Origin of the sequence: Lentibacillus juripiscarius, from assembly GCF_042685205.1 — a bacterium.
Taxonomy (GTDB): domain Bacteria; phylum Bacillota; class Bacilli; order Bacillales; family Amphibacillaceae; genus Lentibacillus; species Lentibacillus juripiscarius.
This window is the reverse complement of the sequence record NZ_JBHUNA010000001.1, coordinates 1-14,356: the sequence shown is the minus strand read 5'-3', so window position 1 is coordinate 14,356 and position 14,356 is coordinate 1. Positions and strand designations below refer to the sequence as shown.

18 protein-coding genes are annotated in these 14,356 nt (G+C 43.9%); 15 read left to right on the top strand and 3 right to left on the bottom strand.

All coding sequences use genetic code 11. The features are described 5' to 3' along the window. Positions 1-20: 20 nt before the first annotated feature. Positions 21-386, bottom strand: coding sequence for a rhodanese-like domain-containing protein (locus ACFSUO_RS00090; RefSeq protein WP_382389892.1), 366 nt, complete (start codon positions 384-386; stop codon positions 21-23). Positions 387-795: 409 nt separating this feature from the next. Here ACFSUO_RS00090 and ACFSUO_RS00085 point away from each other — a divergent pair, with 409 nt between their 5' ends. From ACFSUO_RS00085 to ACFSUO_RS00075, 3 genes are all read left to right on the top strand, one after another. Continuing rightward, complete coding sequence (locus ACFSUO_RS00085; protein ID WP_382389891.1) at positions 796-3,354, top strand: vitamin B12-dependent ribonucleotide reductase; 2,559 nt, start codon at positions 796-798, stop codon at positions 3,352-3,354. Between the two features lie 136 nt (positions 3,355-3,490). After that, complete coding sequence (gene mntR / locus ACFSUO_RS00080) at positions 3,491-3,910, top strand: transcriptional regulator MntR (protein WP_382389890.1); 420 nt, start codon at positions 3,491-3,493, stop codon at positions 3,908-3,910. A 115-nt stretch (positions 3,911-4,025) separates the two neighbouring features. Next, positions 4,026-4,916 (top strand): patatin-like phospholipase family protein, encoded by an 891-nt coding sequence (locus ACFSUO_RS00075; protein WP_382389889.1) that lies wholly within the window; start codon positions 4,026-4,028, stop codon positions 4,914-4,916. A 13-nt stretch (positions 4,917-4,929) separates the two neighbouring features. On the opposite strand, the gene ACFSUO_RS00070 is transcribed toward ACFSUO_RS00075, so the two are convergent. Further along, positions 4,930-5,307: an SA1362 family protein gene (locus ACFSUO_RS00070; protein WP_382389888.1), complete on the bottom strand. Its 378-nt coding sequence runs from the start codon at positions 5,305-5,307 to the stop codon at positions 4,930-4,932. Positions 5,308-5,577: 270 nt separating this feature from the next. On the opposite strand from ACFSUO_RS00070, the gene ACFSUO_RS00065 reads away from it, so the two are divergent. From ACFSUO_RS00065 to efp, 4 genes are all read left to right on the top strand, one after another. Beyond that, complete coding sequence (locus ACFSUO_RS00065) at positions 5,578-6,093, top strand: YqhR family membrane protein (RefSeq protein WP_382389887.1); 516 nt, start codon at positions 5,578-5,580, stop codon at positions 6,091-6,093. 118 nt (positions 6,094-6,211) lie between these two features. Beyond that, positions 6,212-6,643 (top strand): type II 3-dehydroquinate dehydratase, encoded by a 432-nt coding sequence (gene aroQ / locus ACFSUO_RS00060; protein WP_382389886.1) that lies wholly within the window; start codon positions 6,212-6,214, stop codon positions 6,641-6,643. A 14-nt stretch (positions 6,644-6,657) separates the two neighbouring features. Then, positions 6,658-7,719: a M24 family metallopeptidase gene (locus ACFSUO_RS00055; protein WP_382389885.1), complete on the top strand. Its 1,062-nt coding sequence runs from the start codon at positions 6,658-6,660 to the stop codon at positions 7,717-7,719. 21 nt (positions 7,720-7,740) lie between these two features. Next, positions 7,741-8,298: an elongation factor P gene (gene efp, locus ACFSUO_RS00050; protein ID WP_382389884.1), complete on the top strand. Its 558-nt coding sequence runs from the start codon at positions 7,741-7,743 to the stop codon at positions 8,296-8,298. Between the two features lie 538 nt (positions 8,299-8,836). Here efp and ACFSUO_RS00045 read toward each other — a convergent pair. Further along, the gene (locus ACFSUO_RS00045; protein WP_382389883.1) at positions 8,837-9,064 is read right to left on the bottom strand and encodes a hypothetical protein; all 228 of its coding nucleotides are present in this window, start codon (positions 9,062-9,064) and stop codon (positions 8,837-8,839) included. 42 nt (positions 9,065-9,106) lie between these two features. Here ACFSUO_RS00045 and spoIIIAA point away from each other — a divergent pair, with 42 nt between their 5' ends. The 8 genes from spoIIIAA to ACFSUO_RS00005 are packed head-to-tail and all read left to right on the top strand — an operon-like array spanning position 9,107 to position 14,245. Next, a complete protein-coding gene (gene spoIIIAA / locus ACFSUO_RS00040) occupies positions 9,107-10,084 on the top strand; it encodes a stage III sporulation protein AA (protein ID WP_382389882.1) in 978 nt (325 codons plus the stop codon). Next, a complete protein-coding gene (spoIIIAB, locus tag ACFSUO_RS00035) occupies positions 10,029-10,541 on the top strand; it encodes a stage III sporulation protein SpoIIIAB (RefSeq protein WP_382389881.1) in 513 nt (170 codons plus the stop codon). The genes spoIIIAA and spoIIIAB overlap by 56 nt, the downstream gene beginning before the upstream one ends. A gap of 22 nt (positions 10,542-10,563) precedes the next feature. Continuing rightward, positions 10,564-10,773 (top strand): stage III sporulation protein AC, encoded by a 210-nt coding sequence (spoIIIAC, locus tag ACFSUO_RS00030; RefSeq protein WP_382389880.1) that lies wholly within the window; start codon positions 10,564-10,566, stop codon positions 10,771-10,773. A 3-nt stretch (positions 10,774-10,776) separates the two neighbouring features. Continuing rightward, positions 10,777-11,169 (top strand): stage III sporulation protein AD, encoded by a 393-nt coding sequence (spoIIIAD, locus tag ACFSUO_RS00025; protein WP_382389879.1) that lies wholly within the window; start codon positions 10,777-10,779, stop codon positions 11,167-11,169. A gap of 31 nt (positions 11,170-11,200) precedes the next feature. Further along, positions 11,201-12,391, top strand: coding sequence for a stage III sporulation protein AE (gene spoIIIAE, locus ACFSUO_RS00020; protein ID WP_382389878.1), 1,191 nt, complete (start codon positions 11,201-11,203; stop codon positions 12,389-12,391). 10 nt (positions 12,392-12,401) lie between these two features. Beyond that, complete coding sequence (gene spoIIIAF, locus ACFSUO_RS00015; protein WP_382389877.1) at positions 12,402-13,034, top strand: stage III sporulation protein AF; 633 nt, start codon at positions 12,402-12,404, stop codon at positions 13,032-13,034. Then, on the top strand, positions 13,031-13,660 hold the full coding sequence (gene spoIIIAG / locus ACFSUO_RS00010) for a stage III sporulation protein AG (RefSeq protein WP_382389876.1): 630 nt from the start codon (positions 13,031-13,033) through the stop codon (positions 13,658-13,660). Before spoIIIAF ends, spoIIIAG begins: the two co-directional genes overlap by 4 nt. Before the next feature lie 12 nt (positions 13,661-13,672). After that, entirely contained in the window at positions 13,673-14,245 is a 573-nt protein-coding gene (locus ACFSUO_RS00005) for a SpoIIIAH-like family protein (protein ID WP_382389875.1), read from the top strand. Positions 14,246-14,356 lie beyond the last annotated feature (111 nt).

Here is a 14,356-nt window from a genome sequence, read left to right as displayed (position 1 = left end):
ACTGACCGGAACGCTGGTCATCATTTGACTTTCCCCGTCCATTTTTTAAAGCCACCTTTCAGCTGGCTCAAATCGTCGTATCCTTTTTTATGAAGCAGCTGGGCCGCTCGTGCTGACCTTGTGCCGCTCTGACAATAGAGGTAGACCGGTTTATCCTTGCGCAATTCCACAAGCCTCTGTTTTAGCTGTGTCAGCGGAATATTCCGCGCGCCAAGTATATGGCCTTTTTTGAATTCATTTGGTTCACGAACATCAATGAGCTGCGCCTTACGGTAGCCTTCCCGGAACTGTTCTTCGGTCAAGGTTTTCAAAAAGTTTTTTTGTCTGAAGAACCGGAACATTCCAAAGGCCAGAAGCGCAACTATTACTATAATCAAATACTCCATAATTTGTTCCCCCGTCATTCACATTGCTATCGAGTCTATTATATGCTGTATCGCTCTATTTTTCAAAGTATTTTTTGCTGTGGAAATTAGTCAATGTTCAGATCCTCAAAAAATGGGAATGGCGGATATTGTGGGAACCTGCAGAATTTCCTGCTGAATGGATAATTTAAAAATCCCAAAAAAATTGTTTTTTACGCGATTAGCTTGATTATCCTTTCATTATCTTGATATACTTATCCTTTCTTACGATTGACAAATCATATTGTATTTGTTCTCTTCACCCCATATATTGTATTCAAATTTAAGTTATGTACTATATATTGTTTTCTTAAAGTGAAGTATGATATGTTATTAGTAACAGCATGGTGAGTTACCATGCCGGACAACCTTATAAAGGAGTGACCCCATTATGTCGACTGCTGTTGAAAATCAGCTTGACATCGATGTGCAATCATTGAATGAAGATATAAGACTTTTCCCTCAGGTTCACCCGATTACAGATGATATGAAACGGACGCACAAAGGTGTTTCCAGGCTGGTTATGCTCGACCGGTATGCATTCAAAGATACCGCAAAGCGGACACTTAAAGCCGGGGATTTCGTCGTTCTGACAGTTAAGGCAGACCCGAAGTTTCCTGCACGTGGCCATGGCTTTATTAAATCTATTGATTGGGACAACTCGGACGCTGCCATTCAGGTAGATTCCGAGTTTCTGTCCGTTCTTGATGATGAGGAGGAAGCGGCCACAGGTGTTGTGCGGCGCTCTCTTGATGTGATCGACAAACCTTTGGAACTTTACTACGAACAAATTGCCAGACGAAATGCAAACGGCTTGGCAGAGGTAGAATTAACGAAAGAAAAACAGGATGAATGGTTTGAGAAATTTAACCAGGAATTAAGCAGTATGAATTTTATTCCTGCCGGTCGCGTTCTGTACGGTGCCGGTGCGGACACAGATGTCACCTATTTCAATTGTTACGTCATGCCGTATATCAAAGATTCCCGTGAAGGAATTTCAGACCACCGCAAGCAAGTGATGGAAATTATGTCACGGGGTGGTGGCGTCGGTACCAACGGATCGACCCTTAGGCCGCGAAATGCACTCGCCAGGGGGGTGAACGGCAAATCGTCCGGTTCGGTATCCTGGCTGGATGATATTGCGAAACTGACCCATTTAGTAGAACAAGGCGGATCGAGACGTGGAGCCCAAATGATCATGCTGGTTGATTCGCATCCCGATATTATCGAATTCATTATTTCTAAAATGCAGAACCCGAGAATACTTAGGTATCTGATTGAAAACACCGAAGACGAGCAGATTAAAAAGCTTGCACAGGAGAAGCTGAATTTTACACCATTGACGGAAACAGAAACCGATTTATATCAGGGGATCGTCAACTATCGGTCCATGCCTGGTCAAGGTGGCTTTACACAGGCGGCTATTCGTGAAGCAGAGCAGAAATTGCTGACCGCTGGGACGTATACGGTTCATAACCCGGAATTCCTGACCGGTGCCAATATTTCCGTTTGCATTACCAAAGACTTCATGGAAGCCGTTGAGAATGATGATTTCTATGAACTCCGTTTTCCAGACGTTGAAAATTATACCGAGGAAGAGATGCGTGCTTATAACGAAAAATGGCATGAAGTTGGAGATGTTCGCAAATGGGAAGCGATGGGCTACGGGGTTCGTGTCTATCGTCGTGTGAAGGCGAAAGAACTATGGAATTTGATTAATATTTGTGCGACCTATTCGGCTGAGCCGGGCATTTTCTTTATTGACAATGCCAATGAAATGACAAACGCACAAGCCTATGGCGATCAGGTCGTTGCGACAAATCCGTGTGGGGAACAGCCGCTTGCACCTTATTCCGTCTGCAACCTTGCCGCAGTCAATCTGGCTGAAATGGCTGATAAACAAACGAAGACAGTGGATTTTGCAAAGCTGAAGCAGACAGTCAGGACAGGTGTCCGTCTGCAGGATAATGTCATTGACGCAACACCATACTTCCTTGAAGAAAATAAAAAACAGGCACTAGGCGAGCGACGTGTAGGTCTAGGTGTCATGGGTCTTCATGATTTATTGATTTACTGTCAGACAAAATATGGATCAGAAGAAGGCAATAAACTCGTTGACCGTATTTTTGAAACAATCGCAACAACTGCTTATCGTGAGTCGATTGAACTGGCAAAAGAAAAAGGCAGTTTCCCGTTCCTCGTCGGCGAGACCGATGCCGAAACAAAAGAATTGCGGGAGGCATTCGTGAACACGGGATACATGCAAAAAATGCCGGATGATATTAAAGAAGCAATACGCGACCACGGCATCCGTAATTCCCACCTGCTGACGGTTGCACCGACTGGAAGCACCGGAACGATGGCTGGCGTGAGTACCGGACTGGAACCATATTTCTCATTTTCGTATTACAGAAGCGGCAGATTAGGCAAGTTTATTGAGGTTAAAGCTGACATTGTTCAGGAGTACCTTGATGAGCATCCTGAACAGGATTCAGACAGTCTGCCGGACTGGTTTGTGTCCGCAATGGACCTAAGCCCAGAGGCACACGCGGATACCCAGTGTGTCATACAGCAATGGGTGGACAGTTCCATATCCAAAACGGTTAATGCACCAAAAGGATATACGGTTGATCAGGTGGAAAGTGTGTACCAGCGATTATACAATGGCGGTGCAAAAGGTGGAACCGTATACGTCGACGGTAGCCGTGATACACAAGTGCTCACCTTAAAAGCAGAAGAAAATGCAGCAAGTGAACAAACCGAACTTTTTGAAGAGGAAAGGCCGAAAGTTGTTCTGATGGATACCATTCAGGAGTTGGATAAAACCAATGTCACCTTTGGATCGGAAGTCGGCGACACTTGCCCAGTATGCCGGAATGGAAGTGTTGAAGAATTAGGCGGCTGTAATACGTGTACAAGCTGCGGCGCACAGCTGAAGTGCGGATTATAATTTCCTCAAAAGGGGGGCGGCATGGCCGTCCTTCTTTTTGTTTGTGACTTGTCCAACGTGCACCTATCGTGTATGCTTTAAAGAGAAACATTGTTGCATAAGCTAAAAAATTATTCCCATGAAATGAGTGATTCAGGTGCCTACTCCGAGCATGGAGGATTATATTGAACTGATACACAATTTAATGAAATCAAAAGGATATGCCCGTGTATCCGATATCGCAGAAACACTGGAGGTTCACCCGTCATCTGTTACGAAAATGGTGCAAAAATTGGACAAAGACGGATATCTCAACTATGAGAAATACCGGGGGTTCATTTTGACAGCCAAAGGCCAGAAACTTGGTGAACGGCTTGTTTACAGGCATGAACTGCTTGAAGAATTTCTTGAAGTGATTGGTGTGGACAGTGATAAAATTTATGAAGATGTTGAAGGCATCGAGCATCATCTTAGCTGGAATTCAATCGACAGGATCGGTGACTTGGTGCAGTATTTCAAACAGGACAGCATACGTGTTGAACAGTTACACCAGACTATTGAAGAAAACGAAGCATAATCGTCTGCGCCAGTAGTGTATTCTTTGTTCTATTTTCCTGCACGCCTGCCTATATATAAAACAGGAATTCTTTGTCAGAATGGATGACTAGAGAAGGGGCGGCGGGGATGACAAGATGAGAATTGATGGGGTGTTTTCCGGTGGCGGTGTAAAGGCATACGCTCTCCTTGGCGCTATACAGCGGGTCTATGCACATAACTATTCCTTTGAGCGGGTGGCCGGGTCATCGGCCGGGGCTTTGATGGCCTCTCTTCTTGCAGCTGGATACAGCATTGACGACATAGAACAGCTTGTACAAGAATTGGATGTACAGGAATTTTTGGATCCACCTGTCTGGACTTCATTCATCCCATTTTCAAAGTGGGTGAACCTATATTTTCAGCTCGGCTTGTATAAGGGTAATAAACTGGAAACTTGGATGTACAGACAGTTGGCCAGAAAAGGTGTTTATACATTTAGTGATTTGAATCCAGGCTTTCTGAAAGTGATTGTCAGTGACATCTCACTCGGAAAACTAGTGGTTATACCAGATGACTTACAGCGGATATATGGTATAAACCCAAACAGCTTTTCGGTCGCCAAAGCCGTAAGGATGAGCGCCGGTTTCCCATATTTTTTTATGCCGGAAAAATTACGCGGCAAAAAGAAGCAAAAAAGCCTGATTGTTGATGGAGGACTATTGAGTAATTTTCCGTTATGGGTATTTGAGGATGGGAGAAACCAGTACGCACGGCCCGTATTGGGGGTGAAGCTGAGTGGTTATCCCGAACAGAATAGCCCCCGTAAAATTGGGAATGCGCTTGACTTGTTTCAAGCACTGTTCAGCACAATGCTTCATGCCCATGATGCACGGTATGTTTCCAAATCAGATCAGCATCACATTATCTTTATCCCAGTGGAACATGTAGACGCAACCAATTTTAAATTGTCTGATGAGGTGAAGCAGCAATTAATTGATGCTGGAAGAGAACAAGCTGATGCGTTCCTGAAGCGCTGGCCAGAATAAAACCGGTCCAGTTTTAAAAGCTGGCCCGGTTTTTACGTTTGGACTTATTCCCATCAATTACCCTTAGGTGGGATGCACGTTTATTCAGTTTCTTTTTCATTGCGGATGGCTGTGATTGGGAGTTGTTATTAGTTGGTTTTGCTTGCTTTTGGCTATATTTCGACTTGGATTGTTTGACGGCCTGTTTATATTTTTTTGCGTCATTGGAAGAAGAACTCCCCTTCCGAAAGACAAAAAAGTAGATGACCGCAAAGATGGCAGCAGCAAAACCAACCATCGTCAGTATACTTGTCAGAAAGGAAGCTGTGTTGGTGAACAGCTGTGTGATGACACCGATAACGGCAAGCCCGATAATCGCATAAACCAGCAAAGAAAATTTATTACGAACCACTTGGATATCCTCCCTTCAAATAATCAATACTTACTAATGTGTATACCACTATTCTGCTATATTTATCAGCTCCAGCAAAAAAATTATAAACTATAACTTTATACTACTGCTTACATTGTTTCCTGTCCTGTGTATTATATTCATTTTGTGTCTAATTCTATTTTACTAAAAAATCCTTCTTTTAACGAATGATATTCACTGACCAATCCATTTAAAATGGCATGATTGGATTTTTGGACATTGGCAACAATAAAAGTGGAGGTGTTTATAGTGGGAAATGAGGATAAGCAATTGGAGCAGAATAAACGGGAGGAGCCACTAAGTTTATTGTCCAGGTCGCTGATTACGGGTTTTGTTGGCGGTCTGGTATTTGGATTTCTTGGCATTGTGCTTTATTTCTTCAATTTTTCGGAGGTAACCCCGAAGAGCTATCTGCTGCGATCGTGGATAACGGCGGAATGGACGGACAGATGGCTGGGCAATGCATTGTCGGTCGTGATGACAGGTTTGCTGTCCATTGGGGTCGCGTTTGTTTACTACATTTTCTTTAAAAAGATAGAAAATTTTTTGATGGGCGCTGTTTATGGAGTTATTTTGTGGGGAATCGTTTTTTATCTGCTGCAGCCGGTCTTTCCAAACATTCCTCCTTTAACGGATCTTAATATGTATACGATTGTGTCAACCATCTGTTTATATATACTATATGGCACGTTTGTCGGATATTCCATTTCTTATGACTACAATGATACGCTGCACCAATTAAAGGATAACGAAGCACAGAATTAGCGGCGGGACGGATGCATGGTCATCATTATTTTGGGACTTTACCATTATTCAAATGTTTCTGTTTATGATAGACTATAACAGTCCGCAGCAATTCTGAAATGGTAAAGGAATGAGTGCAATGAACCGGCTATTGCTTATGAATGGACCGAATATTAACCTGCTCGGAAAACGGGAGAAGGAAGTTTATGGGGATTTCACGCTGCAGTCCATCGAGGAGGAACTCTCCGGACTGGTACATCACTATGGGGGTGAACTGGATAGTTTTCAGTCCAACCATGAGGGGGAACTGATTGACTGCCTTCATCAGGCGAATGGGAAATACGATGGCATTCTCTTCAACCCTGCTGCCTACACCCATACAAGTATTGCCTTGCGTGATGCCATCGCTGCAATCGATACGCCTGTTATTGAAGTGCACATATCGAATGTGCATCAGCGTGAAGCATTCCGCCATCAGTCTATGCTGGCAGCTGTATGTTATGGGCAGATTGTCGGCTTTGGAAGAAACAGCTACAGACTGGCGGCATTGGCTTTCCTGGAGAATAAATAGAAAGGGATGATCGAATGGGGAAATTAAACAAACTTCGCAGTAAACTGGAGGAAGCAAACCTGGACGCTATTTTAATCATGAGTCCAGTAAACAGAAGGTACCTTACCGGGTTCACCGGCACTGCTGGGGCAGTAATTGTCAGTCAAAACGATGCCCGCTTTATTACAGATTTCCGTTACATAGATCAAGCAAATGAGCAGGCAGCCGGATTTACAGTAGTGGAACATAAACAGCTGATCCATGAAGAAATCAGCAGCCAATTAAAGGAAATGAATGTGAAGCGGCTTGGGTTTGAGAAAGATCACGTGACTTTTTCGGCCTATGAACTGTATAAAAAGACATTCATTACAGATTTAGTCGGAGTGAGCGGACTGGTGGAAAACCTCCGTCTGATTAAAACCGAGGAAGAACGAAGCATTTTGAAGCAGGCGGCCCAAATTGCCGATGATGCGTTCACACACATTCAGAATTATATCAGGCCAGGTGTTAAAGAAATAGACATTTCCAACGAACTGGAATTCTTCATGCGCAAACAAGGGGCAGCCTCTTCAAGCTTTGATATCATCGTTGCGTCCGGCTATAGGGCTGCGCTCCCGCATGGCGTTGCTTCCGATAAAGAAATACAATCCGACGAACTGGTTACCATGGATTATGGTGCTTTGTTCAACGGTTATTGCTCTGACATAACGAGAACGGTTGCTGTCGGTGACATTTCTTCTGAGCTGCAAGCAATCTACAACACAGTTCTTGAGGCACAATTGCGCGGTGTAGACGGGATTAAACCGGGTTTGACCGGAAAAGAGGCCGATGCACTGACAAGAGATTATATAAAGGAACAGGGATATGGCGACTATTTCGGCCATTCCACAGGTCATGGTCTGGGCATGGAAGTGCATGAGGCCCCAAGCCTGTCGTTCCGTTCAGATAAGAAACTGGAAGAAGGCATGGTTGTCACGGTGGAACCTGGTATCTATATTCCAAATGTTGGCGGATGCCGCATTGAGGATGATATTATTATGACCAGTTCCGGCAACGAGCGGCTGACAAAAGCTCCGAAAGAACTGATTCAACTATAGACTGAAGGAGGACTCTTTTACATGATTTCAGTGAACGATTTTAAGACTGGACTGACGATTGAAGTAGATAACGATATTTGGCAAGTTATTGATTTCCAGCATGTCAAACCGGGAAAAGGGGCCGCATTTGTAAGGTCCAAACTTCGGAACCTGCGCAATGGTAATATTCAGGAAAAAACATTCCGTGCTGGCGAAAAAGTAAATCGGGCACATATTGAAAACAGGAAGATGCAGTATTTATATGCTTCCGGTGATACACATGCATTTATGGATACGAACACATATGAACAGCTTGAACTGCAAACCAGCCAAATCGAAAATGAACTGAGTTTCATGAAGGAAAATATGGAAGTGTCGATAAGTACGTATGAGGGGGAAGTGATCGGTGTGGAACTCCCCAAAAACGTGGAATTGACCGTAGCTGAAACAGAGCCGGGAGTGAAAGGCGACACGGCGAGCGGGGGAACAAAGCCTGCTACACTTGAAACAGGGTATGTCGTGCAAGTGCCATTCTTTATTAATCAGGGTGATGTGTTAGTCATAAGTACATCGGAAGGAAAATATGTATCAAGAGCATAGACAAAAAGCGGTCCTCACGAAGGGCCGCTTTGTTTGTGTTGGGACAAAAGTATTGAGGCAACGAAAATTCCGAACGTTGATTCAACATTTCCCTGTTAGATGTTAAATCAGTTCGGATTTTTTTATGACTCTCGTCTTAAACTTTGTTGTTTTCCGGCGTAGTTGATAAAAACTGCGACACTGCTGCAATGCTGATTTCCGCTCCGGGCAGTCGCTTTCACCACAGGCATAAGTGCGACATCTGCTCAACCTCACGCTTTTCGCAGTGTCTTCTTTACCGCGGGCAACGCTTCAGCTTCCTCGGAAGCAAAAACCGCTTCCTGCGGGATCTTCAGCTGTTGCTTTTCCCGCAGGAGTCGACTGCCCTACGCTCCAATCGCCGCAATAGCGAAGGAAATACACGAAGACTCCAGCGGGAAAGCGAAGACGATGAGACCCCGCAGTGAGTGGTTTTCTCACGAGGAGGCTCATCGCGAGCCCGCGGAAAGCGTAGTGTACTTCCGTAGCGGTAAGTTACGTCGCAGTTTATAGAAATTGTTCAGCGGCGTTTTTTCGCTAAGGTGACATAATACACAATAGTCTCCTTAGAAATATCACTATAAATGGTTTTCCATCTAAAGCCATCGAAGTATTTTTTCCAGCGGTGGGTTAAGACTTGTCCCAGCGAATACGAAAATACTCCAGTCATCATTCGGTTTTCGTGTTGATGATTTTCGTTATGCCCAGCTTCTTTTATGCACGTCAGGTCATAATTCAAATCTGCCATCATATATTTACTAACAAGCTATTGTAAAAGTGGGGACATGCTATGGAAGAAATACTCAGATTATTTCCTGAGCGAATAAGACAAGCGATCCACGATAAAATTGGAAATCGCTGGGGACACATGCAGGAAATCCGTTTTCGGCTCCAGCAGCCTGTTGAACTTGTTTTTGATGACTATGCCGAGTGGATTGGGCATGTACGGCCGGAACGAAAAGACAGCATATTTGTGCTAAATCAGCTCAGCGAGTTCTCGCTTTACCGGCTGGAAGATGAACTGCGTGAAGGCTATGTCACGATTGAAGGTGGCCACCGTGTCGGATTATCCGGAAAGGTCAACACACTGCATGGACACGTGAAAGCCATCCAGCATATAGCTTCCTTTAACATTCGGATTGCCAAGCAAAAAATTGGTGCAGCCAACTTGCTCATCCCGTACCTTTACGAGCACCATTATTTGAACACGCTTCTAATTGGTCCGCCACAGACCGGCAAGACAACGCTTATTCGTGATGTTGCGCGTCTGATTGGAACGGGGTGGGGCAGCACCGGGGCCCGCAAAGTCTGCATTGTGGACGAGCGTTCGGAAATTGCCGGATCCAAAAAGGGTATTCCGCAGCATGATCTGGGCATACGAACCGACGTAATGGATGCTTGTCCCAAAGAGGAAGGCATGATGATGATGATCAGGTCGATGTCACCGGAAATCCTGATTGTTGACGAAATTGGAAGCAGATCAGATGCAGAAGCACTGATGGAAGCTATTAATGCCGGTGTCACGGTCATTTGCACGATTCATGGTGATTCACTGCAGGAGCTTAAAAAACGGCCATCATTGCAGCCTTTGTTTGAACATGATGTATTCGAGCGGTTTGTCGTCTTGAACAGACATAAAAAGCCTGGAGACATCCATCGTATTTACAGCCGAAATGAAAAAAACCTACTGCAGAAATCGGGGTGCTCAACAGATGAAGTGGATTGGCGCACTTCTTTTTATAGGCACAACAACGCTGATCGGGTTTGAAATCAGCAGAAGACTTAATGAGCGTCCGAAACATATTCGGCAGATGAAAAACGCCCTGCAAATTTTGGAGGCAGAAATTTTATACAGCCAGTTGCCCTTGCCGGAAGCATTTGAAACCATTGCCAGACAAATTCCGGAACCGCTAAGCACTTTTTTTCATAACATGCACGTTTCCATGCATGAGAAAGCCACTGATTTGTACAGTGTCTGGAATAACCATGTCGATGATTTACTGACAACATCATCCCTGTCTGAAAATGAAGGGGAAATTTTAAATCAGTTTGGCAGGACGCTTGGGCAGCATGACTTCGATCAGCAGCAGAAGCATATCCATTTGACAATCAACCATTTGGACCGGCAGTTGGAAGAGGCGAGGGAAAATCAGTTTAAATACGGAAAAATGGCAAAAAGTTTAGGCGTATTATGTGGTTTGTTTGTCGTATTGCTGCTGATTTAGAAGGGAAAGGAGCGCACCAACTATGGCGATTGATGCATCCATACTATTTCAAATTGCAGGGATAGGAATTATTGTTGCACTCATTCACACGATCTTAAAGCAAATGGGAAAGGAAGAAATAGCCCAGTTTGCAACACTTGTAGGTTTCATTATCGTGATGGTCATTGTCATTGATGGTCTCTCGGATCTGTTTCAGCAGATTAAATCCGTATTCCTTTTTCAGGGGCAGTAATGAATGGATATTATACAAATCGTAATCATCGGGATTATCGCAAGCATTCTTTATATGATCATTAAAGATGTGAATCCTTCGTTTGCATTTCTATTAGTTGTCATTACCGGAATTATGATTTTTCTGGCCGTCATCCAGCAAATTGGCACCATTTTCCAGCTGATTGAATCGTTGGGTACAAAAGCAAATGTCGATGGGATGTATATGAAAACCATCCTGAAAATAATTGGCATTGCCTACATTGCTGAGCTTGGAGCAAACCTGACCAAGGATGCCGGGCTCAGTTCCGTCGCAGCGAAGATCGAACTGGCCGGGAAAATATTCATTCTGCTTCTGGCGATACCGATTATAAGTGCTGTGGCTGAAGCTATCCTGCGTTTTGTCTCTTCCGTATAGGAAGAGTCCGGGAAAGGAGTTATGTGCTCTAGTGAAACAGACTAAGTGGAAAATTGGCGTCATTTTCATTCTGCTGTCACTCCTTCTTGGACAATCAATTGTTTCCGCCGAGACAGAGAAGGACGGGGAGAAGCCGGCTGAAATGGAGAACCAGCTGCTGAATGATATTTCACTCGATGGGATCCAAACCTTCTGGAAAACGCTCGAGCATGAGTATGGGGGCTATGTACCTGAGATTGAAAAGACAAGCATTTATGAGTTTATTAAAGACAATGGCTCATTCTCTATTAAAAATACATTATGGGGCCTTCTTGAGTTCCTGCTGCATGAACTCATTCTGAATGGAAAACTGCTAGGCAAGCTATTAATGCTCACGTTGTTTTCAGTCATCCTGCAAACCATCCATACCGCCTTTGAAAAAAGTGCTGTCAGTAAAATTGCGTACTATATTGTTTATATTGTTCTGATCTATCTGGCATTGAACAGTTTTTACGTGGCCGTTTCCTATGCCAACGACGCGATTGATACCATGAGCAGCTTCATGATCGCGCTGTTACCTCTAATGCTGGGCATTATGGCGACGTTGGGGAATGTCATAACTGTTTCCTTTTTTCATCCTGTCATTGTTTTTCTTATTAATTTGAGTGGGGTGCTTGTATCAAAGTTCATTCTGCCTTTGCTGTTTTTATCAGCACTGTTATTAATTGTCAGTAATTTAAATGAAAATTACAGTGTGTCGAAACTAGCCAATCTATTGAAACAAGTTGGCATGGGAACGCTTGGCATCTTTTTGACGATCTTTCTGGGTGTCATGTCTGTTCAGGGAGCATCCAGTGCTGTCCAGGATGGCGTTGCAATGAAAACGACCAAATTTATCACCGGTAACTTCATCCCGGTTGTCGGCAGGACATTCACGGATGCGACGGATACGATTTTAAGTGCGTCACTGCTCTTGAAAAATGCGGTCGGCATTGCCGGTGTGCTCATTATCGTTTTTATTGCCATTTTCCCGGCAGTTAAGATCTTTGCCATCGCACTCATCTACAAATTAGCCGCGGCTATATTGCAGCCGATAGGCGATGGTCCGGTTATTTCTGTGATGGACACGATTAGCAAGTATATTGTGTTTATTCTGGCCGCTTTACTGGCTGTGACATTAATGTTTTTCCTTGCCATCGTTATTCTGGTAGCTGCAAGTAATATAACAATCCTGCTGCGTTAGGGGTGTTGGGATGGATATTCTCATTGACTGGGTGACCCAAATTATTCTGTTTCTGCTGCTGGCTTCTGTCGTTGATCTTTTGATTCCGGCAACCTCGATGAAAAAATATATTAAATTAACAGTTGGACTGATTCTGATTCTCATTTTTTTGAAGCCCGTATTCTATTTATTTGATATGGATGTCAAACAGTCACTCCAGGCGGCATACACGGAAATGACGAATGAACAAACGGAAAAAAATAGTCTGGAAAATACAGTGGAAATGAAAAAAAGTGAAATACAAGCGTCCCAGCGTGCATATATTGGAGAACAAATGGCTGTCCAATTAAAAGAATTGGCAAATGAGCCCCTTAAGAAAAACTATCAGCAGCAAATTGCGGACATGGACCTCCAGATTTCGGATGAGGTGGATGCTGCGGATGAAAACCTGAAGAAGAATCTGGAAAAAGTCACTGTATATCTGCAGGAACCGCAGACAGAGGAAGGGGGAGTGGCGGTTGTTGAAAACGTTGTAATTGACACGGACAAACCGGCCGCGGAAGAGACCGAAATCAATGCAGAAGGAATTAAGAACTTATTGCATGATGTATGGGAAGTGGACAAAGAGAAAATCACCATTGCAAGGGAGGGTGGGGCATCTTGAAGAAATACTTGCAAAAGCTTTTAGGAACATCAGGAGATTCGAACAAACCTTCCAAAAAGGCCGGATATATTATTGTTATTGGCCTGCTTGGCTTGCTGCTCTTGATGCTGGGGAATGTATTCTCTTCCACAGCAAAAGAAGATTCGTCCATTGAGGAGCCGCCGAAAAAGATGGAGAAACCATCTTCAGATGAAACAATGCTGGATAAATCCTCCAAAAGTTCCAGTGTTAATGAGATAGAGAAAAACTATGAAGAAGATTTGCAGGAATTGCTGAACAAGATTCAGGGTGTATCAGAAGCGGAAGTCATGGTCAATCTGGATTCAACCAAAGTGAAAGTCTATGAAAAAAACTTAATCAAAAATCAGCAATCAACAGAAGAAACAGATACAAATGGCGGTGAGAGGCAAATAGAAGAAAATTCGGAGGAAACACAAGTTGTACTGGTGCGGCAGGGGGATAAAGAAGTTCCATTGCTCGTTCAGACAAAAAAACCAGATGTCAGGGGGGTGTTTGTCGTTGCTGAAGGAGTCGATCATGCAAGTGTGGAAAAATGGGTGATTGAAGCTGTTTCCCGGGTGCTTGATGTACCATCACATAGAGTATCTGTAATGCCAAAAAATTAGGAGGGTGTATCAATGTTAAAGAAACAGACGGTATGGCTATTGACAATGCTGAGTTTAATGATTGTTTTGAGTGTCTATTACATGACATCACCGGGGAGTGGGGATCTTGCGTATCTGCCTGATGGGGAAGATTCTGCGGAGGAAGCGGCATCCGATGCGGCGGGAGAGGATAATGCAAAAAAGAATGACAGTGAAGCGGATGTCAATGACATCTCCAATCTTAAGGAAGATCAGCTGTTTACTTCCATCCGCATGGAAATCGAGGATGAGCGCAGTGCAGCGAAGGACCGGCTGGATGATGTTGTAGCCTCAAGCACAGCGAGCGTGGATGAGAAAAATGAGGCCAAGGATAAGATGAACCAGCTCGAAGAAATATCCAGAAAGGAAAAGATTTTGGAAGAGTCAATTATTGCTTCAGCCGATTACGGTGATGTGCTGGTGCGTCATGAGGATGACAAAGTCCAAGTTCATGTGAAAGAGTCTGAACAGCTGTCAAAATCAGAAGTAGTCAACATCATGCAAATGGTCCGTGATGAGTTTGGTGATATAGAAGTGAATGTTGACCAACAGGCTGCAACCAAATGATCAGATGAAAGATAACCGGGTGATGCTATTGCACCCGGTTTTATGTGCGACGGGCAGTCGCACCTAGTGTAGATTACTACACTGAACTAACTTTTAAAGGATTGGAGTACG

What these genes read in the sequence shown, in the direction of transcription:
- ACFSUO_RS00090 (WP_382389892.1), bottom strand. Translation starts at nt 386, where the DNA reads ATGGAGTATTTGATTATAGTAATAGTTGCGCTTCTGGCCTTTGGAATG.
- ACFSUO_RS00085 (WP_382389891.1), top strand. Translation starts at nt 796, where the DNA reads ATGTCGACTGCTGTTGAAAATCAGCTTGACATCGATGTGCAATCATTG.
- ACFSUO_RS00075 (WP_382389889.1), top strand. Translation starts at nt 4,026, where the DNA reads ATGAGAATTGATGGGGTGTTTTCCGGTGGCGGTGTAAAGGCATACGCT.
- aroQ (WP_382389886.1), top strand. Translation starts at nt 6,212, where the DNA reads ATGAACCGGCTATTGCTTATGAATGGACCGAATATTAACCTGCTCGGA.
- ACFSUO_RS00055 (WP_382389885.1), top strand. Translation starts at nt 6,658, where the DNA reads ATGGGGAAATTAAACAAACTTCGCAGTAAACTGGAGGAAGCAAACCTG.
- efp (WP_382389884.1), top strand. Translation starts at nt 7,741, where the DNA reads ATGATTTCAGTGAACGATTTTAAGACTGGACTGACGATTGAAGTAGAT.
- ACFSUO_RS00045 (WP_382389883.1), bottom strand. Translation starts at nt 9,064, where the DNA reads ATGGCAGATTTGAATTATGACCTGACGTGCATAAAAGAAGCTGGGCAT.
- spoIIIAA (WP_382389882.1), top strand. Translation starts at nt 9,107, where the DNA reads ATGGAAGAAATACTCAGATTATTTCCTGAGCGAATAAGACAAGCGATC.
- spoIIIAB (WP_382389881.1), top strand. Translation starts at nt 10,029, where the DNA reads ATGAAGTGGATTGGCGCACTTCTTTTTATAGGCACAACAACGCTGATC.
- spoIIIAC (WP_382389880.1), top strand. Translation starts at nt 10,564, where the DNA reads ATGGCGATTGATGCATCCATACTATTTCAAATTGCAGGGATAGGAATT.
- spoIIIAD (WP_382389879.1), top strand. Translation starts at nt 10,777, where the DNA reads ATGGATATTATACAAATCGTAATCATCGGGATTATCGCAAGCATTCTT.
- spoIIIAF (WP_382389877.1), top strand. Translation starts at nt 12,402, where the DNA reads ATGGATATTCTCATTGACTGGGTGACCCAAATTATTCTGTTTCTGCTG.
- ACFSUO_RS00005 (WP_382389875.1), top strand. Translation starts at nt 13,673, where the DNA reads ATGTTAAAGAAACAGACGGTATGGCTATTGACAATGCTGAGTTTAATG.